Genomic DNA, 25,716 nt, shown 5'->3' with positions numbered 1-25,716 from the left:
GAGCTTTCTTCTTCTCATGTCGGCTCGCTGGATCGGATTCGGTGTACGGGGGCGGGTCGTGGCGGTGGTGCTGTGTCCTCGCGTCATGGCTTCACCTCGTCCGAAGCGGCCTGGGCGGGCACGAGTTCGACCTCGATGTCCAGGTTGAACAGCGGCGCTTCGTTGCGCGCCGCACGCTGTGCGCCCAGCTGCTTCCAGCGCGCGAGCACCGCGGCCTTCACCGCGTCGGTGCGCTGGCGGCCCAGCGATGCCGGCTCGCCGGGCGCGGCCTTGTAGGCCAGGCGCAGCACCGAGGTCTTCCCGGCCAGCACGGCGACGGTGCGGTCGAGTTCGCCCGCGAAACCGGCGCGCAGCGTGTCGGCGCCGTCGTCGAAGGCCGCGCCCTGCAGCGCGAGGCGCACCACGCGGTGCACGGTGGCGCCGAAGTTGATCTTCAGCACCTTGCCGCGCGTGGCGCGCTCGGCGGCCGGGTTCTCGCTGGTGGTGCGGTAGCCCGAGGGCAGCGTGCGCTCGTCGAGCTTGAGCACCAGGTTGCTGCCGGTGCCTTCCTTCGGGATGGCGGCGCAGGCGATGTGGTAGCGGCCCTCGGCGTCGGTGGTGGCCAGCACGCCGTTGACGGTGGCGATGCGCACGTTGGCCAGGCCCGGCTCGCCGTCGTCCTGGTAGCCGTTGGCGTTGCGGTCGTCGTAGACCTTGCCGATCACGTCGGTGCAGTCGAACAGCGCGTCCGGCACCACGCGAACGGTGGCGGTGGCCAGATTCGACAGAGTGCGGCCGCCCACGCCCTGCAGCGCGACGACCTGGTTGACGAACTCGCCCTCGCCCACGCCGACACCCACCCCCGCGACCATCAGGTATTCCTTGGTCTCGTTAGGCGCGAAGTCCTGGCCGGGCACCACGACCTGGCGGCCGCTGATCTGCGGCACCACCGGCAGCGCCACGCCGCCGGGCAGCGTGCGCACGGTGAGCGAGCCCTGGATGTAGCGGAAGCCCGGCGGCAGCGTGTCGACCACGGCCACGCCCGGCACGGCATTGCCGCGCGTGTTGCGCGCCGTGATGCGGTACGGCAGCAGCTCGCCCTTCTTCACGGTGAGCTTGGAGGTGGTCTTGCGCAGCTCGATGAGCGTGGCGTCCGAGGGGTCGAGCGGGATGTTGTTGGCCACCACGTGCATGCCGCCGCCGCCCGGCATCTGGAACACCAGGTAGTAGCCGGCGCCCGCCACCAGGGCCGCGCCGGGGCTCACCACGCAGGGGTTGCTCTGCGCGGGCGCCGGGCCGTTGGCCGGTGCCGCGCACGACTGCGTGGCCAAAGCGCCGGCCGCGGCCGGGTACATGGACGACGGCAGGTAGGCGCCCGGCGGCGTGACGACCAGGCGGTATTCGCCGGCCGGCGCGCCCGGCAGCACGAAGAAGTCGTAGTAGCCGTTGGGGCCGGTGGTGTAGCTGTCGCGCCCGTCGAAGAGGTGCTGCGCGGGGTCGAAGCCGCCCGGCCCCACCAGGCGCACCACGGCGCCGGGCACGGGCGTGCCGCTCACGCTGTCGTACACCACGCCGCCCGGGTCGTAGGGCAGGTCCTGCTTCTGCACGTTGGCGCCGGGGTTCACGCGCACCTTGATGGTGAAGCGCGGGTCGCTCGCGGCCGGGGTGGGGTACGGTCCGCCGGCGCCGTTCTGCGTCGGGTCGGTCGGCCACACGCCGCCCACCACGCGCCCGTCGGGCGAGCGGAAGCGCACGCGGTATTCGCCGGGCGTGAGGTCGCCGAAGCGGTAGCTGCCGTCGGCGCCGGTGGCCACGGTGTAGAGCACGGTGGCCGCGTTTTCCGGGCATGCGTTGCCGCCGTCGGCGCAGCGCAGCAGTTCCGCGGTCCAGCCTTCGCCCTGGCCTTCGCCCGATTCGCGCGAGCGGTTGTGGTTCTGGTCGAACCACACGGTGCCGGTGAGCGACGCGGGCTGGTTGCTGTGCTCGTTGAAGTCGTAGCCGGTGCCGTTGGCGTCCAGGCCGGTGAAGTTCACGCGGATCTGGTTCGGGCCGGCCGCGGTGCCGCCCAGCGTGCCGGGCACGGCGATGCCTTCGTCGTAGCCGGCGGGCTGCGTCTCGGTGAGGGTGTAGCCGCCGCTGCCGGGCAGCGGCAGGCCGGGCAGCTCGTAGCGGCCGTTGCTGTCGGTGACGGCGGTGCGCGTCACCGGCTGGCCCGCCGCGTCGGTGCCGGTCAGCGTGATGGTCACGCCCGCGATCGGCAGGTCCTGCGGCTCGCGCGTGCCGTTGCGGTTGGCGTCGTTGTAGACGGTGCCCGCCAGCGATGCGCCGCGTTCGCCGAAGTTGTAGTTCTCGCCGTTGCCGCCGCGGTAGGCGATGGCGCTGAGGACGTCGTTGCCGAGCGTGCCGCTCGGCGTGCCGTCGAGCGTGCCCACGGCGTCGAGGCCGTCGGCATAGGTGGCGGGCTGCGTCTCGCGCAGCGTGTAGCCCGCGGCGTCGGCCGGCAGCAGGCCGGTGAAGACGTAGCGGCCGCTGGCGTCGGTGACGGCGGTGGCGTTCACCGCCTGGCCGCCGGCCGTGCGGCCGGTGAGCGTGATGGTCACGCCCACGATGCCGGTCTCGGTGGGCTGGCGGATGCCGTCGTTGTTGGTGTCGACATACACCCAGCCGGCGATCTGGCCGCCGCGTTCACCGAAGTTGAAGTCGATGCCCACGTCTTCCGACACCAGCGCGAGGCCGCCGAAGCGGTCGTTGGTGCCGCCGGGGTTGGCGGTGCCGCGCGGCGCGCCGCCCACGGTGCCGAGCGACTCGGGACCGTCGGCCATGCCGGCCGGCTGGGTCTCGTCGATCTGGTAGATGCCGGGGGTCAGCGCGTCGAGCAGGTAGCGGCCGTCGGCAGCGGTCTGCACCGTGTGCGTGACGGCGTTGCCCAGGAAGTCGGTGCCGGTGACGCGCACGGTGGTGTTGCCGATGCCGGGCTCGCCGCTGTCGCGGGTGCCGTTGGACGGCGCCACGTCGGCGTACACGTAGCCCGAGAGGCTGGCCGGTTTCACGGCCGAGAAGTTGTTGCCTGTCGAGCCCGCGCCCGCGGCGCCGAGCACGATGGTCTGGATGACGTTGGCGGTCGAGCCGTTGGGGCCGCTGGCCACGCCGCTTCCGCCGGTGGGCACGGTGCCCGGCGCGCTGCCGGTACCGCTGACCGTGCCGGCGCGCGTGATGCCCGGCAGATAGCCTGCGGGCCGCGTCTCGGTCACGGTGTATCTGCCCGGCGCGAGGGTCGGGAAGCTGTAGTCGCCGCTGGCATCGGTGGTGGTGGTGAGCGACACGGACTGGTTGTTGACGTCGGTACCCGTGAGCGAGATCGTCACGCCCGCGAGGCCCTGCTCGGTGGCCGGCGCGCCCTGCACGCCGTTGCCGTCGCGGTCGTAGTACACGCGCCCCGAGATGCCGCCGGGCAGCAACTCGCCGAAGAGGTAGTCGCCTTGCGTGAGCGGCACGGTGGTGCCCGACACGGTCACGCCGCTGATGACGTTGCCGCCGCCCTGCGGCGTGCCGGGATGGCCGTTGTTGTTGGCCTTGCCGGGCGCGTACCCGGCCGGTTGCGTCTCGGTGATGGTGTAGCCGCCCGCGGACGAGGGAGGCACGTTGCGGAACTCGTAGCTGCCCACCGTGCCGGTGGCCGCCGCGAGGATGTTCACCGCGTTGCCCGCGGCATCGGTCCCTGTGAGGCGCAGCTCGACGTTCGGGATGCCGGCGTCGCCCGCGTCGACCGTGGCGTTGTTGTTGGGGTCAGCGAACACGAACACAGAGATGCGGGTGAGCAGTTCGCCGAAGTCGTAGCCCGTGCCGGCCTTGCCGGACGCCAGCGCGATGGCGCTCACCACGTCGTTGCCCACGGTGCCGCCCTCGGTGCCGGCCGCGTCGCGGCCGTCGGCAAAGGCCGCGGGTTGCGTTTCGGTCAGCGTGTAGCTGCCCGGCGTGAGGTTGTTGAAGGCGTAGTTGCCGGTGGACGCGGCGGTCGTGGTGGTCAACGACACCGGGTTGCCGAACATGTCGGTGCCGGTGAGCGTGACGGTCACGCCGGCGATGCCGGGGTCGCCCGCGCTGGCGGCGTCGTTGTAGTCGGCGTCCCGGTAGACGCGGCCGGCCAGGCTCGCGGCGCGCACTTCGCCGAAGTTGTTGTCGATGGAGGCGCCGCCCGCGCCCAGCACGATGTTGTCGATGCGGTTGGCGTTGGAGCCCTTGGGGCCGTTCGAGGTGCCGGGGGGCACGGTGCCGGGCGTGCTGCCCGCGCCGCTGACGGTGCCGGCCTTGGTGATGCCCGGCAGGTAGGCGGCCGGCTGGATCTCGACCACCGAGTACGTGCCGGCCTGCACGGTGAAGGACCAGTTGCCGTTGGCGTCGGTGGTGGTCGTGCGCGTGACGGCATTGCCCAGCGTGTCGGTACCGCTCAGCTGCATCGTGACGCCGGCGATGCCGGGCTCGCCGGCGTCGATCGCGCCGCTGCCGTTCAGGTCTTCGTACACGCGGCCCGACAGCGCGCTGTTCTGCACCGTCACCTGGCCGTCGTTGAAGTTGTTGCCGCCGTCCGGATCGGTGCCGCCGTTGGTGTCGGCCGAGCCGGTCGTGACGATGTGCGCGCGGTTGGTGAGCACGGTGCCGTTGGCCGGCGCCGCGCCGCTGAAGCGCACCGGAATGCGCACGGTGGCCGTGCCGTTGGCGGGCATCGAGGTGATGGCGCAACTCACGGCGGTGCCGCCGGCCGCGCCGGTGCAGGTGGGCGCGGCGGGGGTGAAGCTACCGCCCGTGACGGTGAACACCGGCGTGCCGGTCAGCACCAGCGGTGCGGGCAGCGTGTCGGTGAAGGTGGTGGTCTCGGCCGGGTCGGGGCCGTTGTTGCGCAGGCTCACGAGCCAGTCGAAGGTCTGCGTCGTCGACGCGGTTGCGAGCGGCGTGGTGGTGCCAGTCGACACGGCGGCCTTGGAGACCACCTGCACGTCGGCCTTGTAGCGGAACGTGGTGTTCTCGGCCACCGTGTTGTTGACCTGATTGGGGTCGTAGGCGTTGCGCGCGGCGTCGACGAAGTCGACCTTTGCCCTGTTCTGGAAGGTGCCGCGCGACACCCCCTTGAGCACCACGCGGAACTGCAGCGTGTTGGGCTCGCCGGTGGAGGTGGAACCGGTGCCGCCCAGCGTCGGGATGGAGAAGGTGATATCGCCGCCGGCCGAGCCGATCGCGGCGCCGTTGCCCAGCGCGAAGGTGGTGCCCGAGGGCTCGGTCACCGACACCAGCGTGGGTGCGGCTTCGCCGGTGGCAAGCGGCAGCGGCAGCAGATCGACCAGGCGCACGTCTTCCGCCGTCGACGCGCTGTTGTTCGACACGGTGATGGTGTAGCCGACGTCGTCGCCCACGTTCACCGGGTCGACGTCGTCGTGTTTGGTGACGACGAGGTCGTATTCGGGCGCGGTGATCGTCGCCGGCGCGCTCGCGTCATTGTTGGTGGTGTCGAGCTCGGGCGTGGCGGTGTCTATGTGCACGCCATTGGTCACCGAGCTGCCGTTGAGCGCGTACAGCGGCCGCACGCGCACCGTGACGGTCTGCTGCACATTGCGATCGAGCGTGCTCCATGTGCACTGGAGCTGGTTGTTGCTGCCGCTGCCGGTGGCCTGCGTGGTGCTTGGCTTGGTGTCGCAGCTACCGCCGCTCGACGCGGTGGCCGAGATGAACATCAGGTTGGCCGGCAGCGTGTCGGTCAGCTTCACGGTGTAGGCGCGGCTCAGGCTCTGCGGCACGTTGCGGTTGATGGCCGTGAGCGTGTAGGTGAGCATCTGGCCGACCGGCACCGAGGCCGGGCTGGCCGACTTGGTGACCGTGACGTCGGTGCGCGCCAGCAGGTAGGCGGTGGTGCTGCCGTCGTTGTTGGCCAGGTCGGGGTCGGCCGGCGTGGCGGCCACGGCATGCGCGGTGTTGCCGATCTGGAAACCGTGGTCGGTGGCCGAGGCACCGTCGCCATAGTGCTTTGCGACGACCTGGATGACCGGGCACAGCGGCAGCGCGCTTGGCGCGTCGGTGCTCGCGCGGCACACCGGGAGGGTCGACAGCGTGCAGCCCGCGAGCGAGGCGGTGCCGAATCCGGCGCCGCTGGCCGGCAGCGCACAGGTGCCGGAGAAAGTGCCGCCGTTGGGGGTCTGCGTGACGGTACCGGCGCCGATCACCTGGGCGAAGGCGTCGGTGACGACCACGTTCTGCGCCTCGGAGGGGCCGGCGTTGACCACCTCGATCTGCCAGGTGACGTCCTGGCCCGCGATCTGCCGGTTGCCCGGCGCGTTGCCGATGCCGACCACGCGCTTGAACACCTTCACGTCGGCGGCGGTGGCGCCGTCGTTGGAGCCGGTGCCCAGGCTCACGCAATCGTTGCCGGTGTTGGCGTCGGGATCGGCGCCCAGCGTGGGAGCGGCCACGGGCAGCGCCACGTTCACGCACATGCTGTTGACGATCTGGCCGCCCGTAGCCGCTGGAATGGTGGCATTCACGATGACATAGCCGCCGTTGCGGGCACCACTGCCGTTGGACGTGTCCACGCCGATGTCGGCGGCGAGCGTGCGCAGGCAGGTCACGGTCGCGGGGCCGGGCACCGGGACTGCCGGTGTCGGCGTGACGGTGGCGCCGCCCTTGGTCACGGTGCAGGTGTAGCCGTCGCGCTGCGTGACGCTGTTGATCTGAACGCCGGCCGGCAGGTTGTCGACCAGCTGGATGGTGCTGCCCGCCAGCAGCCGCGTGCTGCCGAGGTTGGTGCTGCCGACCTGGTAGTCAAAGGCCTGGCCCAGCGGCACGTTGTCCTGCGGCCAGCTGCGGCGCTTGTCGGCGCGGAAGTCGGTGGCGGACACCGCCACGTCGGCCGGCACGCTGCCGGTGGCCGAGCTGGCGATGGGGCCGGTGGCGCTCACTGTGGCCGTGTTGACGATGCCCGTGCCGGGGTTCATTGCCATCACCGGGACCAAGATGTCGCCCAGCGGCACGTTGGCGCCGCCGGTGCCGCCGATGTCGCTGCGCGAGCAGCTCACCGTCTGGCCGGCGACCGAGCAGGTCCAGCCGGGCGCGGTGGGCACGGACTGGATCGCGAAATTGGCCGGCAGCGTGTCGCTCAGCGTGACGCCCGTGGGCGCGCTGCCGCTGTAGCTCGGGCTCAGCCTGAAGTTGAAACGCTGGCCCACGAGCAGCTGGCCGCCGTCGTGGCTCTTGGCGAGCGCGAGCACGTAGCCCGCCGTGACCGTGGTGTTGGCGGTGGCCGAGTTGTTGGTGGAGACGCCGTCGCCGATCGCGCCCGCGGCCACGATGGCCGGCTGATGGGTGACGGTGGAGCCCGCGCCGGCCGTGACCGTTGCGTTGACGGTGATCGTGCGCGTGCCGTTGACGCCGATCGATGCCACGTTGCACACGAGCGAGGTGCCGGACACGGAACACCCGGCAGGCGGAGCGCCGGAAAGCGCGAGGCCGGTGGGGATCGGATAGGTCAGCGTCGAACCCGAACTGGCGTCGGGGCCGTTGTTGGTGAGCGTGAAGACGACCGGCACAGTGGTGCCGCTGCCCGCGCTGGCCGGAGCGGCGATGGTCACGCCGACGTCGGCGCCCTGGTTCACCGTGATGATCTTGGTTTCGCTGGAACTCCCACCGGCGATCGCCGCCGTGACGGTCAAGCTGCCCTGCGTGGTCGTGCGCAGCAGCACCTTGAAGTTGCGCACCTCGTTCGCCGCGAGCGTGATGCCCGAGCAGGTGAGCGTGCCCTGACCGGCGCTGCCCACGGGCACGTCGGACGTGCAACTGCCCACCGGCACGGGCTCGGTGCCCATGTAGACGGCGTTGGCCGGAATCGTGAAGGTGAACGACGCGCCGGGCGCGCCGATCGCGAGGCTGTCGGTCTCGGCGATGGTGACGGTGCTGGTCACCGTGCCGCCGGCCGGCAGGATGTCGGGGCTGTGCACCAGGCCCGACACCTGCGGCACCGCGTGCGCGGCCGCGGCGAACAGCAGGCCGGCCAGCGGCAGCGCGAGCCGGCGCAGGCGCTGCCGCCACGGGCGGCGCGCCGAAGACGACGATGCAAGCGAAAGCGGCGTTTCGGCCGCGCTGGAAAACACCTCGCGTTGCGCCGACGCGCCCGGCAGATTTGGAGTCCTGGACATCCCGTCCCTCGTGATGGCTCTGATGGACCGGGCACCGATTTCTCGCTATGTCGCCGCTGGAGGCGGCGGGGGGTGCTCCGGAAAAGGCGGGATTCTTGGACCCCACCACCCGGCCGCCCTTTGCGATTCAGGACAAAACGTTTGCTTTGGCAGACAAATGTTTACGATTGCAACGTAATGTGAACTTAATCACACTGTGTTTCGCGACGGCTCCCCTACCCTCGACCGCATGTCCTACTGGTCGACCACGCCGCCGCGGCGCGCGCACATCCTCGTCATCGACGACAACATCGAAGAGCTGCACCTGCTGCTGAGCGCGCTGCGCGAAGCCGGCCACCGCATCAGCCTGGCGTTCGACGCGCTGCAGGGCTACCGCAGGGCGACGGCGCTTCAGCCCGACCTGGTGCTGCTGGATGTGCACATGGGCGCCACCGACGGCTATGCCACCTGCCGGCTGCTGAAGGCCGACGCTTCGACGGCGCACATCCCGGTGATCTTCGTGACCTCCTCGAGCTCGGTCGAAGAGCGGCTCACGGGGCTGCACGAGGGCGCGGTCGACTACATCCTCAAGCCTTTCGAGCCGGCGGAAGTGCTGGCGCGCGTGGCCGTGCACCTGGCGCTGTCCGCCAGCCGGCAGCATGCGCAGGCGTGCATGGCGCAGGCCGAGACAGCGCTCGACAACGCGCGGGGCGAGCGCGCGGGCAGCGTGCCGGCCGCCGCGCATGCCGACATGGTGCTGGCCCGCGCGGCCGAGCGCGTGGTGCGTGCGAACCTGAGCGACGTCCCCGCCCTGCCCGCGCTGGCAGCGCGCGTGGGCACGCACGAGAAGCGCCTGTCGCGCGTGTTCCGCGAGCAGACCGGCCGCACCGTGTTCGAGTTCGTGCGCGAGACGCGGCTGGCCGAGGCGCAGCGCCTGCTCGCGGCCTCGGCGCTGAGCGTGGAGGAAGTGGCGCTGGCGGTGGGTTTCTCCAGTGCGGGCAACTTCTCGACGGCCTTCCGCGAACGCTTCGGCCGCACGCCGACGGCGTACCGGCAGGCGCCGCAGCCGCCGCACGCGCCGTGTCCGCCGCCGATGGCGCCGGCCTGACAAGGCGGTGACCGCCGCGACGCTGCGCAGCTTCTGCGCGTTCATGCTGTGCGCCGCCCTCTGGCTGGCGGGCCTGCCCGCCGCGGGGGCCGCCGCGCTGCAGGTGAATGACGCGACGCGCTGGCCCGTGGTGCTCGATGCGCAGGCGGAGGTGTTCGAGGACACCGGCGCGCAGATGTCGCTCGACGAGGTCGACGCGCTGGGCACCGGCGGGCCCGACGGCTTCCAGCCCGGCACGCCGGCGCGCATGCGGCCGGGCTTCTCGAGTTCGGCCTTCTGGCTGAGGTTCGAGGTCGTGAACGACACCGGCACGATCCAGCCGCTGCGGCTGGTGCTCGACGCCACCTGGCTGCAGCATGTGGATTTCCATGCGCGCCGCGAACTCGCAGGCTGGGCCACCTGGACGCACGAGCGCGCCGGCGTCTCGGTGCCCACGGCCGCCGGGCACGACGGCGAGCGCGTGCCCACGCTGTCGCTCGACCTGCGTCCCGGCGAGCAGGCACGCGTGCTGGTGCGGGTGCAGACGCGCAGCAGCGTGAAGCTCACGCCGCGCCTGTATTCGGCCGACGCCTGGCGCGAGGCCGAGAGCAACCACGCACTGATCGATGGCCTCCTGATCGGCGGCCTGCTCGTGCTCGCGGTGTATTCGCTCGCGCTGTGGGCCATTTCTTGCCGCCTGTCGATGGCTTTCCAGAGCCTGGGCTTCGCAGCGGCGGCGCTCTACGAGAGTGCCTACCGCGGCCACGCACGGCTCGCGCTGTGGCCCGACAGCCTCGAGTGGAGCTACCGCGCGGCCGGCGTCACCGCAGGTTGCTGCGTGCTGACGCTGATGGCGTATCTGTATGCCGTGTCGCGGCGCAGCCCGGTGCGTCCACCCGGCCTGCCGGTGCTGGTGATGCTTGCCGCGGCGCAGTGCGTGGTCGTGCTGGGCACGCTGTTCGGCCCGTATGCGCCGTTCGCCAAGCTCGGCACGGCGAGCGCGCCGCTGGTGGTGCTTGCGCTGACCGCCAGCACCTTCATCTACATGCGGCGCGCCGGCCCGGGCGGGCGCCTCGCGTTCCCGGTGATGAGCATCGTGGCCATCGGCGTGTGCCTGCGGCTCACCGAACTCGCGCTGCCCGCGCACATGCTGCCCGGCTTCGATGCCTACGCGCTGGGCTTCCCGGGCATGCTGGTGGGACTGGTGGCACTGGCCGCATGGACGCACCACCTCTCGCGGCAGCAGCACAGCGCGCAGCGCACGCTGGTGCACTGGCAGGCCGAGGAACAACAGCGGCTGCAGGAGGAAGTGAAACGCAAGACGCACGCGCTGAATGCAGCGCTCGAGCAGGCCGAACACCAGGCGCGCGAGCAGACGCGCCTCATGGCCTACATCAGCCACGACCTGCGCGCGCCGCTGTCGACCATCATCGGCAACGTGCGCCTGCTGCGCGACGACAGCTCGCCGCCGCCCGAACGGCTGCAGGCCATCGAGCGCAGCGTGGCCTACCAGCTCGCGCTGATCGACGACCTGCTCGACTACGCCAGGAGCGAGCTTTTGCCTTTTGCCGTGGAGCCCACGCCGGTGCGGCTGCGCGCGCTGATCGACGACATCGCGCAGTACGCCGACACGCTCGCCCAACGCCAGCACAACCGCTTCGAGCTCGATGTGCAGGGCGCGCTGCCGGTCGGCGTGCACCTCGACAGCAAGCGCTTCCAGCAGGTGCTGCTGAACCTCCTGTCGAACGCCGCCAAGTACACGCGCGACGGCAAGATCGGCCTGCGCGTGCAGGCGCGCCCCCGCGCGGATTCGTGGCGGCTGAAGTTCGAAGTGTGGGACAGCGGCGTCGGCATCGACGCGCAAGACCAGGCGCGCATCATGCAGGCCTTCGTGCAGGGCGCATCGAGCACCGACGGGCACGGCCTGGGGTTGGCCATTGCGCGGCGCATCGTGCAGCACATGGGAGGCCGGCTGCTGCTGGAAAGCCATCGCAACCTGGGCACGCGCGTGCGCTTCTCCGTGATCGTGAAGGACGCGCCGAAGGAACTGCTGCCGGTTCCCGCGAAGCCGCAGCTTGCGTCGCCGCCGCCGTTGCCCGCGCCCCGGACCGGCCGCACGCCGCCGCGCGCGATCGCGCCGCTGCCCGCCGGGGTGCGCGACGAACTCGAAGTGCTCGCGCGCGACGGCCGCTGGAGCGACCTGCACGAATGGGCAGACCGGCTGGCCGCGGACATGCAGCACGCGGTGCTGGTCGATGCGGTGCGCAACGCACTCGACCGCCTCGACTTCGAGCACATCCGTCTGCTGGCGCGCGCCACGCCGAACACGGGTTCATGACGTCGCGGTGTCTTGCCTGAGGGTGGCGCACGCCCAAGGGCGGTGCCCGCATCGAGCCCGCCGCCCTCTTGCACGGTGCCTGGCAGGAACTAGCATCGACACCCCGATCACGAGGAAACCCCATGCACGACATCGCCGCACTTCAGAAGCTGCTCGATACGCTCTTCCCCGGCTTGATGGGATTGAAGCTCGCGGAACTCGCACCCGACCGGGTGGTCGCGCAGATGGTGGTGCGCGCCGACCTGTGCACGGCCGGCGGCATCCTGCACGGCGGCGCCTTCATGGCCTTCGCGGACACCCTGGGCGCCGTCGGCACCATCGTCAATCTCGGCGAAGGCCTGCGCACCACCACCACGGATTCGAGCACCAAGTTCATCGCGGGCGCCAAGCTCGGCAGCACCGTCACGGGCACCTGCGTGGCACTGCACCGCGGGCGCACCACGCACGTCTGGCAGACCTCGGTCACCAACGCCGAGGGCAAGCTCTGCGCAGTGGTCACGCAGACGCAACTGGTGCTTCAGGCGGCGTGAGCTCTTCGGCTTCTGCAGCGTAGCGCTCGAGGAACAGGTACAGCACCAGGCCGCCCGCCAGCGGCAGCAGGTAATACAGCGCGCGGTAGGCAAGCACCGCGCCCATCAGCGCGCCCTGCTTCACCGTGCCCGACAGCAGCGCGAGGTACACCGCCTCGAGCACACCCAGCCCGGCCGGAATGGGCGTGATCACGCCGACGATCGAAGCGGCAAGCAGCACGCTCAGCGTGGTCGCGTACGGCACCTGCTGGCCCAGCAGCAGGTACATCGCCGAGCCCATCAGCGCCCAGTTGGCGGCGGAGAGCGCGAGCTGCGTCACCGCGATGCGCGCGCTCGGCAGGTGAAGCCGCCTGCCCTTCACGACCCATTCGCGCCTGCGTGAGACCGCACAGGCCGCCACGTAGCCCAGCGCGAGCAGGATCATCGCGACGCCGAGCACGCGCAATGCGCCGTGCCTGATGTGCGCCTGGTGCGGCGGCTCGATGACGCCTGCGGCGAACAGGCCGCCCGCGAGCAAGCCGTAGCCGAGCCAGTTGGTGGTGAGGCTCAGGCCGACGATCTGCGCGACCGTCGCCTCGTCGAGACCGGCGCGGGCGTAGAGCCTCGCGCGCATCGCAATGCCGCCGACCAGCGAACCGAGATTGAGATTGAAGGCATAGCTCGTGACGGCAATGGCCCACGTGCGCCACCAGGGCAGGCGATGGCGCAGGTGACGGCGGCCCACCAGGTCGAAGCAGCCGTAGAGCACATGGCTGGCCGTGCAGAGCCCGAGCACGGCAAGCAGAAGCCACGGCGAGTAACGCTGCAGCGCCTGCCACGCGCCGGCCCAGTCGACCTTGTGCGCGTGCGACAGCAGCAGCCCCAGCACGGCGACGCCGAGCAGCGGCAGCATCCATCGGCGGCAGCGCTGCCAGAGCGAGACATGACCTGATTCGGCGGGCGCCGCCTCGGAAAGACCAGCCGCGTGGGCGGCCTGAAGGCTCATGACGACTTGTCGGACCTGCTGTCTTTGCCGGTCGTTCTGGTTCCGGCTTCGTCCTTTTCGTGGAGCTTGCTGTTGCTCACGTCCTTCATCAGCCGTTCGCCCTCGGTGTCGCGGCCGTCGCTGGGCACGGCCTCTTCCTGGGTCACTTCGGGTTCTTCATGGGGCGCCTGCGTGGCGGGGGACGACTTGGACATGGGCGGCTCCTCGGTCTATGTGGAAAGACAGAGTCTTCGGCGTCCGGCACCGGCGGATCGCCATCCTTGGACGATGGCGGGTGCAGGACATTTGCCATAGCCGCTCGCGGCGGCGAATTCAGACGCCGGGCTTGGAGCTACTGCCGGCACCATCGGTGTCGGCGTCCAGATAGATCAGTTCGGTGGGATGGATCGGCACGCCGTAGCGCGAACCTTCGAACTTGACCCGCACGCAATCGCCGCTGGAACGCGTGATGACGCCGATCTTTCCCTGGTACGACACGCGCGCCCGAAACCTGGCCGGCACGCTGTGCTCCACGCTGAGGTATTCAAGGGCGGGTCTGAACAAGGGGCCGGCATGGCGGGCGGGTGGCGTGATCGGATGACAGACCGACTCCTCGCCGGGCAATCGCCGATGCTAGCCAGCGCGTGCTTCGTGCGTAAGTGACGAAAGTCATGCGGGAGGGCGGGCAGGCGGGCCGATGCCAATGCCAGTGCCAGTGCTGGGGCCAGTGCTGGGGCCAGTGCTGGGGCCAAGCAGCAATGGCAGCCGCCAAGTGAAAAGCCCCTGACTCTTTTCAGAATCAGGGGCTTCGGATTGGTGGCCTGGGGCGGAATCGAACCACCGACACGCGGATTTTCAATCCACATGGCAATCCAGCGCCAGTGCGGTCTTCACCGGATCTATGGGAACTGTCACGTCGCAAAGTGAGCAACGGGCCGCTGGCTCGCGGCCTGTAATTCCCGCCGAATCCGACAGTTGTAGCTCCAGCAAGAAAGTGGTCCTTTCGAGGGATGCCAGCATCTGAAAGACGACGTCTGCGCATTGAAACAACTTGTAAGTTGACGTATTGTCCACCCTTCAGGCGCACCAATTCGTACCGCACACTACATAAAAGGATCTACATGTCAGCTATTCCGACCCTTCAGGAATGGAAGCTCGCCCGAGAAATTTCTCTGGGCGACCCACCCCTTTCTTCACAAGAAATAGCCGTAATTGAATCGCTCGATTTTCTCGTTGAACAGTTCAATTCTTTGCGTCACGCAGACATTGAAGATCACAAACTTACAAAAGCCTTGATCGCTTTGCACATAACTTTTGCCACCAACTTTTGGCTCAGGAAGCAGGATACAAAATTCAAGACAGGACCAACTCACTTTGTTGGACAGACTCGAATTAGATCAACATCAAAACTGACAGCACCTATCACCACGTTGCGCAAACAGTCCATCGAAAAATGGACAAAATTTCTCAAATTTTCAATGGAAATCAAAGAAGAAGAATTGGCCGACAACAGCTATCTCTGGGGACTCATTTATGAAGAGGACCTAGCGATTGGAGTTTCAAACAAATCAGAAGACGGAATAGACGACCGCGCATACCTGGGAGGGATGCCAAAGTTTTCAGAAAAGGCAACAAGAGTTAGATACAAAGCGAGGTTTCGACACGGCCTTCTATGGCGTAGCAAATCCCTGTTTCCGAAGGATGAGGTCGAATTCACCGTCTATGATTCGACAACTTGCAACGAAGCCGAGTCCAATGATGGTCTGGTTCACTATGCGATGGATATGCGGGGGCGCATTTACATCGGCTACCGGAAAGATGTTGCGTTCTTTCATAGCGCTTTCACAGAGAAAGACTATGTGCTGTGCGCAGGAAAGATGGAAGTCAAAAACGGACAAATTACTTTCGTCAACAACGCAAGCGGCCACTACTTTCCTCAAGGAAAAAACCTTGTCACCTTGCTACACCGTTTGAGGGTCTACGGCGTCAATTTGGACAAAGTTTTGGTCGGCTCTTGGTCAGGGGAACATCAATTCATGGCCAAAACAATTCTTGAACATCTTGGATTCCCCAATACATAGCTTTACCGCCATGAAAATGGTCGAGACCTATCAAATTTGGTAGTTTTCGCAATACAGTTCAGAAAAAACGATCAACCTCGCGCAAACTGACAGAGGTGTGAATGTCAACTGTTGAGCTTGGACCTTGTGAGTCGAAAGGCTACTTCGTAGTTATTACCGCAACTCGGCGGCGTGGCGATTGATAGGCTTGGGCGGAGTTCGAGCGGGATATCGGATGATGGAACAGTCAGTTCACATCCCGGTGTACTGCAATAGGGTTCCGTGCACGTTCAGGCGAAGCTGGCGTCCGCGGAAGCTGGATGTGAGTATGCGCACCGAACGCTCGTCGCGCGGACGGTCGTCATTCATTGAAAGGCAAGGATCTGAGCCGAATTAGCGGGCCCAGAGTTCGAGCGGCAAGTTGCCACCGTGCACGGTTCAGGTGAACATCCGGGCAAAACACCCTCCCGTTGGAAACGCTATGACTACGAAGTTGCTGACCGTAGAGATGACCCACGAGGATGGAACAGACCTCGCTGCTGGTCCACCACCGGAGAAATCACGCCCGCTGAAGCCTTCGACAGGCTCATTCGGGTATTGGCCGAGACTAGGAAGACGATGGAGCCTGCGTTTCCGCCGAAGCTCCCGCTGGTCATTAAAGATCCACCGCAAGTTAACGGCCCGGCCTGGCAATGGTCCTTCCAAGGCGACGGCAGCTTGGTCCTCAACCTCCGTCATCCCGGCCTAGGCTGGATCGGGTTCCGGCTTCCCTGATGTTGAGGGCTTCCACACGAACTTGGTGGACGTGATCCAGCAGCGAAACTTGCTGCGCGCAGAGATCGGGCCTCCCACGCAATGATTGGCAACGCCCTTAGTCGTCGCTTTGCAGGTGCATGCCACGAAGCACAGACAATGGCCCGCTGCGATACTGATGTACATGCAGAAGCTTTCAACCTCCGGTGGGCGCCTGTTCACCGTGACCGTTCAAGGCCCTCGCGTGACGCTTGCAGACACCATGGTTGCCGCGCCCCATTACCTTCGCGTGCTGGAGGAACAGTTCGACAGCGCAGCAGATGTCTTGCGTTGCCTCCGAGCATGGGAAAACGGCGGCCCGCTGCGGCCAGGCAATGTCCCTGACGAACAGAACAGCCTAATCCGACGTTGGGTGAACGCGCACCATATGGCCGACGTCGCAGCGCGGCGCTGGCTTAGCCAACCCGACGCGCAGAACTTCGAGGTCACGCTTGCAAGCAATATGCGCTAGACGCTCGCCGCGGAATCTGCTTTCTCGATCCACTCGATGCACTTCTGCTTGAGCTGATCGTAAGCATCCGCCTCGGCGATGTTCGGGACGCAGTAGACCAGCTTGCATCGCTGTCGACCCTTGCAGCTGATGTCCGCGGAAGCGGAAAAGCTGCCATCGGCAGCGTGGCCGCGGGTGATCGTGGAGACCCATCGGCCTGATCGACTCCAGTACTCAGTACAGGCGTGGCCCCGGGATTGAAGATTGGCGCGAGCAGCAAGTACTTCGGACCATACGCCTACTCAACTTCAAAAGACACAAGTAGGGATTTTTGACGCATGGTCAACTTTTGCACGAGTCGCTCACCGTGTTACCTGCTCAGCAATCTTGCGGACCGAGTCGCCCGCCCGGCGCGAGCCCGCCGACGAGCCGAGCCAGTAGTTCCCAACCTGGCCAAAGCCGAGAATCAAGGCGCCGAACAACGTGTTCAGCAGTCCAGCCTGCGCTCTGTCCACTCGCGCTCGAACAGGAACAGCAGAAAAATGCATGCGAAGAAGCCGATCGTGATAATCGCGCTGATGATCACGGGCGCCCACGCGATGCCGCTGCCCGCCTGCGCCAGAGCGACTGTCTGCTTGCGCGCGCTGTCGGTATCGGCGAGGTAAGCTGCATCCGCGACCTGATTGATGCGGGCCATCTCGACCTGCATTTCCATCTCGGCCTGCTTCAGTGCGCGGACTTGGTCGCCGGTCAGCGAGCCCGACGCGAGCGCCGCGGCTACGTCCGCCTCGGTGGCATTTGGATTGCCGAAGACCTTGTCGGCGATGACCTTCACCGCGGCGCCGGCGAGCGGACCACCGAGAGCCGTTGCCAAGCCGGGTGCCACGGCACCGATGGTTGCTTTCCAGTCGAACTCCATTTCAGGCCTCTAGGTTCTTCAGGTTAGTGGCAATGCGACGAGCCCAGCCCTTGCCGTAGCTCGGCCACGTGCCGAGGTCCGTGTAGAACTGAAGCCGTTCGCCGTTGAAGTGCGCTGCGATCAGAGGCCCCGAAGTTCGAGCAGAGCCGATGGTCTGGGCCCCAATCACGCCGTCATGCTGATCCCCTGTTGACGACGAACAGCAGAACCGCGCCCACAGCTGGTCAACGTAGGAAGGAGCCGCGTGACACGAACGACGCTTCCACGTCCGGCAAGGGTGATTGATACCGTGGCCGACGTTCTCGCAACACCGTTCCTCTCTGCCGTCGAAGTAGACGAACTCTGCGCGCCGCTCAAGCAGCGCCATGCACAGATCCGTCACCTTTGCCTGCTGCTTGGCGTGCGTGAGCTACCGCGACGACCTGATGGTCTTCCGCTTGTTGGCCGACGCATGGTCGAAGAACGCCTCAACGGCGGAAGCGAGTACACCGCACCGAGCGGCTTCAACTGGAGTAAGTGATGGGGAGAAAAAGAGAGCGGGCATCGGGCTTCGGCCTCCTGCCCAGGATGGAGGCGCGCCCACACGCCAGCAGCGACAAGGTGACGTACCGCTATCACCCCATCGGTGCAAAGCCGATCAACCTGGGCCAGGACAAGCGCGCGGCAATCCAGAAGGTGCTCGACCTGAACGGCGCGAGCAATGACGCCGGCACTATCGAGGAGCTGTGGCGCACGTACCAGACCATGCCGCAATGGAAGCGACTGGGCGAGCGCACCAAGGAGGACTATGCGAAGTACAGTGTGCCGCTGCTCGCTGTCATGGGGAAGGTGTCGGCACGTCTGGTGCGGCCAGCGGACATCGCACGGTATCTGCGCGTCGAGCGTGCTGATGCGCCAGTGCGCGCCAACCGTGAAGTCGCATTGCTCTCCAACCTGATGACCGTAGCTGTCGAGCGCGGCGACATCGACGTGAACCCATGCAAGCAGGTGAAACGCAATCTCGAGCGTCTGCGCACCGAGGCGCCAGAGCCCGAGTCCTTCGCGGCATTCATCGCGTGGTTGACAGCCCAGGGTTCGCAGCGCCAGGTAATCGCGCTGATGGCCGAGTTCGCCGCGATGGCAGGCTCGCGACGCATTGAGTTCCTGCATCTGACGCTGCCGCAGATCGACAGCATCGCCGGCGAGATCCGGACCACGCGCGCGAAGCAGCACGGCGGAAGCACTCGCGTCGAGAGCATCAGCATCACGCCGAAGATGGAGGACCTGGTGCGCCGGTTGCGCGCATTGCCGCGACCGGACACCTGCCTTCACGTCTTCACGACGCGCGACGGCAATCCGTACACCGACACTGGCTTCGCATCGACCTGGCAGCGCTCAATGGCTAAGGCCTTGGAAGAAAAGGTGATCACTCGCCGCTTCACGTTCCGCGATCTGCGGGCCTACTACACGACACAGCACAAGGCTCAGTACGGCGAACTGCCGGAGTTGCATGCTGACGTGAAGACCACTGCGCGGGTGTATGACCGGTCGAGAGTTTCGGAACGCAAGGGCCTCAGCTGACCCTAATAGACGACAGAGAACTGCCGTAGATGGCCTTCGATAGTGAGGACCATATTGCTCATCACGTCACGACCGACGACTCCGTCGATCATCTCGTTATGAAAAGGTCTTCCAATGACTTCGACAGATGTCAGCGTCAACGGTCGATCACCTGCCGAGTTGATAAATTCCAAACTCAAGTCGTAGGTGTTGCACTCCGTGGCGCCGGCATCTGTAGTCGCACCTCGAACCTCGGTCGCGCCACGCACCGGCACTCCCAGCGATCGCATGTGCATTTCTTTGATAGTCGTCGTGTCCGCGCCCGTATCGAGCAACAACTCCAGCTCAATACGCTCCGGGACTTCCTTACCTTGGCGCCGCAGCAAAGCTGCCATCGGCGCGCTTACACCCACAAGAACGTGGACGATAGGACCGCGAAGACCGTATGTTCCTCTTATGGACGGCACGGGCCCACATCGCGACTGAAGTGGGCTACTGCCTCTTCCTCAGAAACCTTCTTGACGAAGAACTGCTCGAGCCCGAACTTGTCGTATGCCCAAGACAGAGCGCCTTCGTAAGTGGGATCAAAGTGCTCAACCTTCGCACCCTTGATCACGACATACTGACCGTTGTGCCGGCTGACCATGTTTGGCAATCGGTTCCAAAAAGTTTGGAGCTCGGCCCGAAGTTCAACCATAGGCCGCCGCCTCTGGGAAGTAGGTCATTTGATGTCACCCCAAAAATGTATTTATTAACTGGCTGCCCACAGACTTATCCACAGCCGAGTGCCCGGAGGGTATCGAATATGGAAGACCTAATCAATGGGGCATTGCCTCAATCCGACTGATGGTCGATTGAGTATGTCGATTTCGCTAAATTCCCACGATGGGAATAAAAAGCAAAAGGCGCTACAACTTTGATAGCTGTAGCGCCTTGCGGGATATGGTGGCCTGGGGCGGAATCGAACCACCGACACGCGGATTTTCAATCCGCTGCTCTACCAACTGAGCTACCGGGCCATTGCATTTGTGTGCAGCCTTAAATTATACAGCGCTTCTGCGGCCTCGTGAAAGATCCACACCAAGTTGTTTGAGTTTTCTGTAGAGATGGGTTCGTTCGAGGCCAGTTTTCTCAGCCACGCGCGTCATCGAACCGTTCTCCATCGCCAGATGGAACTCGAAATAGGCCTTCTCGAAACCGTCACGTGCGTCGCGCAGCGGGCGGTCGAGATCGAAGCTTTGCGTCGATTGGGGACCCGTCTCGGCGACAGGCACCGATGCCAGCGACGCCATCAGCAGGCTGTCGCCCGTGGTGGTGATCGCCGCGGCCTGTGTGCCGGTGACCGGCGCGGGCACCACGCCTGCGGCTGCGCGGCGGGCGCTTTCGCGTGCCAGGCCCTGCTCCACTGCCTTGAGCAGCTTCTGCATGGTGATCGGCTTTTCGAGGAAGGCGAAGGCGCCGATGCGCGTCGCGTCGACCGCCGTGTCGATGGTGGCATGGCCACTCATCATGATCACCGGCATGCTGAGCAGGCCCGAGGTCGACCACTCCTTGAGCAGCGTGACGCCGTCGGTGTCGGGCATCCAGATGTCGAGCAGCACGAGGTCGGGCCGTGCGCGTTGGCGCGCAGCGCGTGCTTCGGCGGCGTTTTCCGCGAGCTCCACGTTATGCCCTTCGTCATTGAGAATTTCGAAGAGCAGGTCCCGGATGCCCAGCTCGTCATCGACCACGAGAATGTTTGCCATGAGTGCTGCTTGTTGTGTGCGCTGGTGTCTGCAAGATGTGTGGAGGTCCGCCGGCCCATCCATCGCCTGTGCGACGGATTCGCGTGCGCTCAGGCGGCAGAAGACTTCGGATCTTCGGTGTGAGCGACCGCTGCCCGCGGCTCGCTTGCCAGCGCGAATGATAGCGAGACTTGCGCCCCCGCCACAGCCCCGCCCACGACGCGGTTGGAAAGCTCGATGCGCGCACCGTGCTCGTCCGCGATCTTCTTGACGACAGCGAGGCCCAAACCGGTACCTTTTGTTTTCGTGGTGACGTAGGGCTCGAACGCGCGCTTCAGGATATTTTCGGCAAAGCCCGGACCGCTGTCCTGCACCGTCATGCGCACGCGCTGGCCCGAATCGCCGAGCCGCGTGCGGATGACCACCTCGCCCGTCCGGCCGGTGCCGCTGGCGGCAGCCTCCGCAGCGTCCTGCGCGTTTTGCAACAGGTTGTGAATCACCTGGCGGATCTGCTGCGCGTCGCCTCGCACCGGCGGGCAACGTTCGTCGAGCTCGGAGCGCAGGGTGATCGGCAGGCTCTCCGCGTGATAGAGCTGCAGCACATCGGTCAGCAGCGCATTGAGATCGACCGGCTTCAGGTCGGCCGCGGGCAGCCGCGCATAGTCGCGGAACTCGTTGACCAGCCGCTTCATCGCGTCGACCTGGTCGACGATGGTCTTCACCGACTTCACGAGCACTGCCTGCTCGGGCGGCTGCACCTTGCCCGAGAGCTTCATCTCGAGCCGCTCCGCCGACAACTGGATCGGCGTCAGCGGATTCTTGATCTCGTGCGCGAGGCGGCGTGCCACCTCGCCCCAGGCCTGCGCCCGCTGCGCAGAGACGATCTCGGAGATGTCGTCGAACACGAGCAGCCGCGCGGCGCCGGGCAGCTCGGCCCCACGCGCCACGATGTTGATCACGCCGTCCTGCTGCGGCAGGTCGTTGCCCGATGCGTGCAGCTCGAAGGCATGCTGCCAGTGGTCCAGACCATGCTGCATCCGCTCGACGAGGAAGTCGTCGAACTGCTGCTGCACCTTGGCGCCGAACTCGGCCAGCCCGGGTACGTCGACCAGCGCCTGTCCCTCGTAGGCCGCGAGCGGCGCGCGCAGCACGCGGGTGGCGCCGGGATTGGTCGACAGCACGGTGCCCCGGGCGTCGAGCACGATCACGCCCGAAGTGAGGTTGTCCAGGATGGTCTGCAGGTTGGCGCGCGCGGCGTCGAGCTGCCCCATCGTCTTCTCGACCGCGCCGCGGGCGTCGGCCAGCTGCTGCGTCATGACGGCGAACGAACGCGTGAGGCCGCCCAGTTCGTCCTTGCCCTGCAGCACGGCGGTGGGCCGCAGGTCGCCGGCCGCCACCTGGCGCACGCCGTCGGCCAGCACGAGCAACGGCCGTGCGAGCTGATTGCCGAACAGCACGGCCAGCAGCACCGCGCCGAACACGGCGAGGAACAGGCTCAGCGTGAGCGTGCCGATGTACATGCGGCGCAAACCCTCGCGCGCCAGCGCCCGTTCCTGGTATTCGCGGTTGGCCTCCTGCACGGCGAGCGCGTTGGCAACCACTGCCGGCGGAAGCGGCCGCGTGACCTGCAGGTAGCGGGGTGCGGTGTCGAAATCGAAGCCGGGACGCTGCACCATGGCCAGCGCACGGACGCTGGCCACCGGCGGGGCTGCACCCGGCACGGCGGTTTCGTCCAGCCCTTCGACGTGCGCCACCGCGCGCTCGGGGCGGACCTGCCGGAACTGCTGGGCGGTCGGCCGGTCGGGACTGAGCTGGAACCGCGACGTGCCGGCGCTGGCCACCAGTTGCCCGCTGCCGGTCCAGAGCACCACATCGCTGGCCTCGAGCTGGTCGCGGATGCGTTCGAGCGCCAGGCCCGCGCTGGCATCGGACACCTGGGCAAGCTGCGAACTGGCGCTGCGGGTCTTGACGGCCAGATCGTCGGACAGCGAATCGAGCGTGGCCCGCCCGAGGTTCAGGCCGGCGTCGAGCGCGCCCTCGACCTTGACGTCGAACCAGCTCTCGATCGAGCGCGCAACGAACTGGTAGGACACCACATACACCAGCGCGCCGGGCACCACGCCCACCAGCGCGAAGATGGCCGCCAGCTTGATCAGCAGGCGGCTGCCGAACTTGCCCTGGCGCAGCCGGCGCAACAGGCGGAACGCGACCCATCCGATCACCAGCACCAGCAGCACGGCCACCACCACGTTGATGCCGAACAGGCGCACGTAGTAGCGCTCGTAGAGCGCGCGGTTGTTGGTGGCCTGCGCGAGCAGGAACATCAGCACCAGGCCGATGGCGGTGACCAGGGCCGCACCGACGCCGACGGCCCAGCGCGTGGCCCGCGCGCGGCGCGCGGCCGGCGTGGCCGCTGCGCCGCTGCGCCCGGCGGTGCTCACTTCTGCTTCTCCACCGTGAGCTTGGCGGTGCGCTCGGCGGCAATGTTCCAGTCGTTCTGCCCGACCACGCCGATCTGGAACGGACGCGGCAGCTGCGAGGTGTCGAGCCGGAAGCGGAAGGTGACCTGGTGCTGCGGGTCGTCGCCGATCTCGGCGAGGTCGCCGAGCCGCAGCCGGCCGACGCGCTTGATCGCGTCGAGTGCGTCGGCCAAGGTGTCGAAGTTCTGGTTCAGCGAGATGCCCAGCCCCGCAGCCCCGGTGATGGGTGCCGCCGACACATTGAGGCGCCAGCGCCGGGTCAGCGGCTGGTAGGCCAGGCGCATGTGACGCGTGACCTGGGCGACCTTGCGGTCGGTCCAGTACCAGCGTTCCTGGAAGACTTCGGCCTCGGCCACGAAATAGATGGCGATGCCCTTGTCGAGCACTTCCTCGACCAGCGAGGGCAGCTCGAACTGCACGGCGGCGCTGAAGTACAAGCCGTCATCGGCCTGTTCGAGGCGCATCTGGGAAATCGAGGTGCCGCTGCGGCCGTCGGCCAGCGCCGGTGCCGGCAGCCACGCCATCCACACGACCCACATCCAGAGCAGCACGGCCAGCAGGACGGGCCGGTGGCGCTCAACGCGGGCGTTTTTCGAGCAGGGCGTAGAAGAAGCCGTCATGGTCACCTGAGGGATTCTCCGGGACGCCACGGGCATTCGACTCGGTTTGGGGCAGCAAATGGCCTGGCGACGGCAGCAATCGCGCGTCGGTGTTGTGTACAAGAAACGCGTCAATTTGTTGCGAACCTTCTTCGCGAAACACGGAGCAGGTGCAGTAGAGAAGGCGTCCGCCCGGACGCACGAGCGGCCACAGGGCTGCCAGCAGCGCAGCCTGCTGTACCGCCAGTTGCGCGGTATCGCTTTCGCGGCGCAGCCAGCGGACGTCGGGGTGGCGGCGCACGATGCCCGAGGCGGTGCATGGCGCATCGAGCAGGATGGCGTTGAACGGCTGGCCGTCCCACCACTGGGCAGGACGCGAAGCGTCGGCCACCAGCACCTTCGCCGGCAGGCCGATGCGTGCCAGGGTCTCGTCGATGCGCCGGGCGCGCGTGGCATCGACCTCGAGCGCGGTCACGTCGACCGCATCCGGGCCGGCCAGCTCGAGCAGGTGCGCGGTCTTGCCGCCGGGCGCGGCGCAGGCATCGAGCACGCGCAGCGGCACGCCGTTGACATGGTCAGGCAGCAGGCCGTCGAGCAGCAGCGGCGCGGCCATCTGCGCGGCGGCGTCCTGCACCGAACAGGCGCCGTCGGCGAAGCCCGGCAGCTGCTGCACCGGGCGGGCGCGCGCCAGCTGCAGCCCGAAAGGGCCGACGCGGGTCGCTGCCAGGCCGGCCGCCTCCAGCTCGACCTGGTACGAGGCTGCGGTCGATTTGCGGGCGTTGACACGCAGCGTCATCGGCGCCTGCGCGTTGTCCGCGCCGAGCACCCGCTGCCACTCACGCGGATGGTCGCGCTTCAGGCGCTCGATCCACCAGCGCGGGTGGTTCCATTGCGCGACGGGTTCGGCATCGGTCGCGGCCACGAGTTCATCGCGCTCGCGCAGGAAACGCCGCAGGCAGGCGTTGATGAAACTGGCCTGCGCCCGCGTCGCGGGATTGCGCTTGGCAGCCTCGACAGCCTGGTCGACCAGGGTGAAGGGCTCGTAGGGCGCGCGTTCGCTGTCCCATGCAAGAGCCAGCGCGGTGCACAGCAGGGCGTCAGGTAGCGGCGGCGGCGTGCGCTTGGCCAGGTGGCGGCGCAAGGCCTCGGCGCGGCCCAGCCAGCGCAGCACCTGGAAGCCGAGCGCCTGGACGCCGGGCCGCATCGCGGGCTCGACCGTCTCGAAGGCGACCGAGCCGGACGTACCGGCGCGGATCGACGCCAGCGCTGCCGCAGTCAATTGCAGTTGGCGCCAGAGCGGAGGCTGCTGCGGCGATGCGCCGCTGCTGCTCAAGGAATCGGAATGTAGTTCTGACAAGTTGGGGGCGATGGTAACGGGCGGCCACAAAGCCGGTCGCCCTGCAATGAATAGGAGAAAAGAGGCCCGCCGGAGTTCGTGTGCAACTCAAAGCAGCGGCGCGGCCGGACGCAGACGCACGGCCCATGCCACCAGCAGCGCAGGAAACTGTGCGATCGCGGCGTTGTAGTGCCCGACAGCCTGGTTGAACTGGTTGCGCGCGATCTCGGCAGCCGCCGAGGGCTCGGGCCACGCGATCGGCTCGACCGCGCCCGCCGAAGCGCCGATGCCGATCAGGCTGCCGGGCAGCAGCTGCGCTGGCCGCGACAGCGTCCCGTCGGCGTCGAACACCGTCACGTCATCGGGATGCTGGCGCCGCCAGGCGCCGATCCACACCTGCAGCGCGGTGGCCAGCGCGGCCATCACGCCGGCGTCGAGCGGGCGCGCACGCGTGGCCCCCAGCAAGGTGGCCAGCTGCGTGGTGGCCGCCTGCAGCGGAGCGATGGACGACAGCGACTCACCGGTCGGCGCGGCCTCCGGCGGCGGCCCGGCGGTGATGCTGGCCTGCACGAAATCCAGCTGCTTGCCCAGTGCCGCGTCGAGCGCACCGTAGGCCTGCAGCACGGTGGCGCGCAGGCGCACCAGCCGGTTGTAGGCGCCGACGAACCAGAACAGCAGCACGGCAATCACGATCCAGCTGGCCAGCGACTCGGGCAACAGACTCATCGACGACAAGGCCTCAAGGGAAACACAAAGAAAAAC

18 protein-coding genes and 1 tRNA gene are annotated in these 25,716 nt (G+C 67.1%); 7 read left to right on the top strand and 12 right to left on the bottom strand.

What is annotated here, in order from left to right; translation table 11 throughout:
* Positions 1-83: 83 nt before the first annotated feature.
* A complete protein-coding gene (locus AACL56_RS06070) occupies positions 84-8,156 on the bottom strand; it encodes an SdrD B-like domain-containing protein (RefSeq protein WP_339088921.1) in 8,073 nt (2,690 codons plus the stop codon).
* Positions 8,157-8,385: 229 nt separating this feature from the next.
* Between AACL56_RS06070 and AACL56_RS06065 the strand changes: the two genes are divergently transcribed.
* The 3 genes from AACL56_RS06065 (at position 8,386) to AACL56_RS06055 (ending at position 12,090) form a co-directional block, all read left to right on the top strand.
* On the top strand, positions 8,386-9,243 hold the full coding sequence (locus AACL56_RS06065; protein ID WP_339088920.1) for a response regulator transcription factor: 858 nt from the start codon (positions 8,386-8,388) through the stop codon (positions 9,241-9,243).
* A gap of 7 nt (positions 9,244-9,250) precedes the next feature.
* Entirely contained in the window at positions 9,251-11,560 is a 2,310-nt protein-coding gene (locus AACL56_RS06060) for a sensor histidine kinase (protein WP_339088919.1), read from the top strand.
* Between the two features lie 122 nt (positions 11,561-11,682).
* Positions 11,683-12,090: a PaaI family thioesterase gene (locus tag AACL56_RS06055; protein ID WP_339088918.1), complete on the top strand. Its 408-nt coding sequence runs from the start codon at positions 11,683-11,685 to the stop codon at positions 12,088-12,090.
* Here AACL56_RS06055 and AACL56_RS06050 read toward each other — a convergent pair.
* The 3 genes from AACL56_RS06050 to AACL56_RS06040 all read right to left on the bottom strand — a co-directional run bounded on the left by AACL56_RS06050 (position 12,056) and on the right by AACL56_RS06040 (position 13,618).
* A complete protein-coding gene (locus tag AACL56_RS06050) occupies positions 12,056-13,075 on the bottom strand; it encodes a lysylphosphatidylglycerol synthase domain-containing protein (RefSeq protein WP_339088917.1) in 1,020 nt (339 codons plus the stop codon). The genes AACL56_RS06055 and AACL56_RS06050 overlap by 35 nt on opposite strands.
* Complete coding sequence (locus tag AACL56_RS06045; RefSeq protein ID WP_339088916.1) at positions 13,072-13,269, bottom strand: hypothetical protein; 198 nt, start codon at positions 13,267-13,269, stop codon at positions 13,072-13,074. The genes AACL56_RS06050 and AACL56_RS06045 overlap by 4 nt, the downstream gene beginning before the upstream one ends.
* A gap of 118 nt (positions 13,270-13,387) precedes the next feature.
* Positions 13,388-13,618: a hypothetical protein gene (locus tag AACL56_RS06040; RefSeq protein ID WP_339088915.1), complete on the bottom strand. Its 231-nt coding sequence runs from the start codon at positions 13,616-13,618 to the stop codon at positions 13,388-13,390.
* 557 nt (positions 13,619-14,175) lie between these two features.
* Here AACL56_RS06040 and AACL56_RS06035 point away from each other — a divergent pair.
* Both AACL56_RS06035 and AACL56_RS06030 read left to right on the top strand, forming a co-directional pair.
* Positions 14,176-15,135, top strand: coding sequence for a hypothetical protein (locus AACL56_RS06035; RefSeq protein WP_339088914.1), 960 nt, complete (start codon positions 14,176-14,178; stop codon positions 15,133-15,135).
* A gap of 916 nt (positions 15,136-16,051) precedes the next feature.
* Positions 16,052-16,378: a hypothetical protein gene (locus AACL56_RS06030; protein WP_339088913.1), complete on the top strand. Its 327-nt coding sequence runs from the start codon at positions 16,052-16,054 to the stop codon at positions 16,376-16,378.
* A gap of 466 nt (positions 16,379-16,844) precedes the next feature.
* Here the strand turns inward: AACL56_RS06030 and AACL56_RS06025 are convergent, their stop codons facing one another.
* Entirely contained in the window at positions 16,845-17,276 is a 432-nt protein-coding gene (locus tag AACL56_RS06025) for a hypothetical protein (RefSeq protein ID WP_339088911.1), read from the bottom strand.
* Positions 17,277-17,520: 244 nt separating this feature from the next.
* Here AACL56_RS06025 and AACL56_RS06020 point away from each other — a divergent pair, with 244 nt between their 5' ends.
* Positions 17,521-17,796 carry a hypothetical protein gene (locus tag AACL56_RS06020; RefSeq protein WP_339088910.1) on the top strand — a complete coding sequence of 92 codons (276 nt, stop codon included), beginning with the start codon at positions 17,521-17,523 and terminating at the stop codon, positions 17,794-17,796.
* A gap of 80 nt (positions 17,797-17,876) precedes the next feature.
* Positions 17,877-18,836 (top strand): integrase, encoded by a 960-nt coding sequence (locus AACL56_RS06015; protein ID WP_339088909.1) that lies wholly within the window; start codon positions 17,877-17,879, stop codon positions 18,834-18,836.
* Between the two features lie 2 nt (positions 18,837-18,838).
* Here the strand turns inward: AACL56_RS06015 and AACL56_RS06010 are convergent, their stop codons facing one another.
* The 7 genes from AACL56_RS06010 to AACL56_RS05980 all read right to left on the bottom strand — a co-directional run bounded on the left by AACL56_RS06010 (position 18,839) and on the right by AACL56_RS05980 (position 25,680).
* Positions 18,839-19,210: an aspartyl protease family protein gene (locus AACL56_RS06010; RefSeq protein ID WP_339088908.1), complete on the bottom strand. Its 372-nt coding sequence runs from the start codon at positions 19,208-19,210 to the stop codon at positions 18,839-18,841.
* Positions 19,211-19,758: 548 nt separating this feature from the next.
* A tRNA-Phe gene (locus tag AACL56_RS06005) sits at positions 19,759-19,834 on the bottom strand.
* Positions 19,835-19,858: 24 nt separating this feature from the next.
* Entirely contained in the window at positions 19,859-20,560 is a 702-nt protein-coding gene (locus AACL56_RS06000) for a response regulator (RefSeq protein WP_093126705.1), read from the bottom strand.
* A gap of 89 nt (positions 20,561-20,649) precedes the next feature.
* Complete coding sequence (locus tag AACL56_RS05995) at positions 20,650-22,980, bottom strand: sensor histidine kinase (protein WP_339088907.1); 2,331 nt, start codon at positions 22,978-22,980, stop codon at positions 20,650-20,652.
* Entirely contained in the window at positions 22,977-23,558 is a 582-nt protein-coding gene (locus tag AACL56_RS05990) for a DUF4390 domain-containing protein (protein ID WP_425337050.1), read from the bottom strand. The genes AACL56_RS05995 and AACL56_RS05990 overlap by 4 nt, the downstream gene beginning before the upstream one ends.
* 37 nt (positions 23,559-23,595) lie before the next feature.
* Positions 23,596-24,975 carry a 16S rRNA (cytosine(967)-C(5))-methyltransferase RsmB gene (gene rsmB, locus AACL56_RS05985; protein WP_425336989.1) on the bottom strand — a complete coding sequence of 460 codons (1,380 nt, stop codon included), beginning with the start codon at positions 24,973-24,975 and terminating at the stop codon, positions 23,596-23,598.
* A gap of 87 nt (positions 24,976-25,062) precedes the next feature.
* The gene (locus tag AACL56_RS05980) at positions 25,063-25,680 is read right to left on the bottom strand and encodes a lema family protein (protein ID WP_339088905.1); all 618 of its coding nucleotides are present in this window, start codon (positions 25,678-25,680) and stop codon (positions 25,063-25,065) included.
* Between the last annotated feature and the right edge of the window lie 36 nt (positions 25,681-25,716).

Origin of the sequence: Variovorax paradoxus, assembly GCF_902712855.1 — a bacterium.
GTDB classification, from domain to species: domain Bacteria; phylum Pseudomonadota; class Gammaproteobacteria; order Burkholderiales; family Burkholderiaceae_C; genus Variovorax; species Variovorax paradoxus_Q.
The sequence above is the reverse complement of the archived record's forward strand: the minus strand, read 5'-3'. Positions and strand labels throughout refer to the sequence as shown.

Bases quoted from the DNA above. Each gene is read 5' to 3' on its own strand.
- AACL56_RS06070 (WP_339088921.1), bottom strand. From the start codon at position 8,156: ATGTCCAGGACTCCAAATCTGCCGGGCGCGTCGGCGCAACGCGAGGTG.
- AACL56_RS06065 (WP_339088920.1), top strand. From the start codon at position 8,386: ATGTCCTACTGGTCGACCACGCCGCCGCGGCGCGCGCACATCCTCGTC.
- AACL56_RS06055 (WP_339088918.1), top strand. From the start codon at position 11,683: ATGCACGACATCGCCGCACTTCAGAAGCTGCTCGATACGCTCTTCCCC.
- AACL56_RS06050 (WP_339088917.1), bottom strand. From the start codon at position 13,075: ATGAGCCTTCAGGCCGCCCACGCGGCTGGTCTTTCCGAGGCGGCGCCC.
- AACL56_RS06045 (WP_339088916.1), bottom strand. From the start codon at position 13,269: ATGTCCAAGTCGTCCCCCGCCACGCAGGCGCCCCATGAAGAACCCGAA.
- AACL56_RS06035 (WP_339088914.1), top strand. From the start codon at position 14,176: ATGTCAGCTATTCCGACCCTTCAGGAATGGAAGCTCGCCCGAGAAATT.
- AACL56_RS06030 (WP_339088913.1), top strand. From the start codon at position 16,052: ATGCAGAAGCTTTCAACCTCCGGTGGGCGCCTGTTCACCGTGACCGTT.
- AACL56_RS06025 (WP_339088911.1), bottom strand. From the start codon at position 17,276: ATGGAGTTCGACTGGAAAGCAACCATCGGTGCCGTGGCACCCGGCTTG.
- AACL56_RS06010 (WP_339088908.1), bottom strand. From the start codon at position 19,210: ATGGCAGCTTTGCTGCGGCGCCAAGGTAAGGAAGTCCCGGAGCGTATT.
- AACL56_RS06000 (WP_093126705.1), bottom strand. From the start codon at position 20,560: ATGGCAAACATTCTCGTGGTCGATGACGAGCTGGGCATCCGGGACCTG.
- AACL56_RS05990 (WP_425337050.1), bottom strand. From the start codon at position 23,558: ATGTGGGTCGTGTGGATGGCGTGGCTGCCGGCACCGGCGCTGGCCGAC.
- AACL56_RS05980 (WP_339088905.1), bottom strand. From the start codon at position 25,680: ATGAGTCTGTTGCCCGAGTCGCTGGCCAGCTGGATCGTGATTGCCGTG.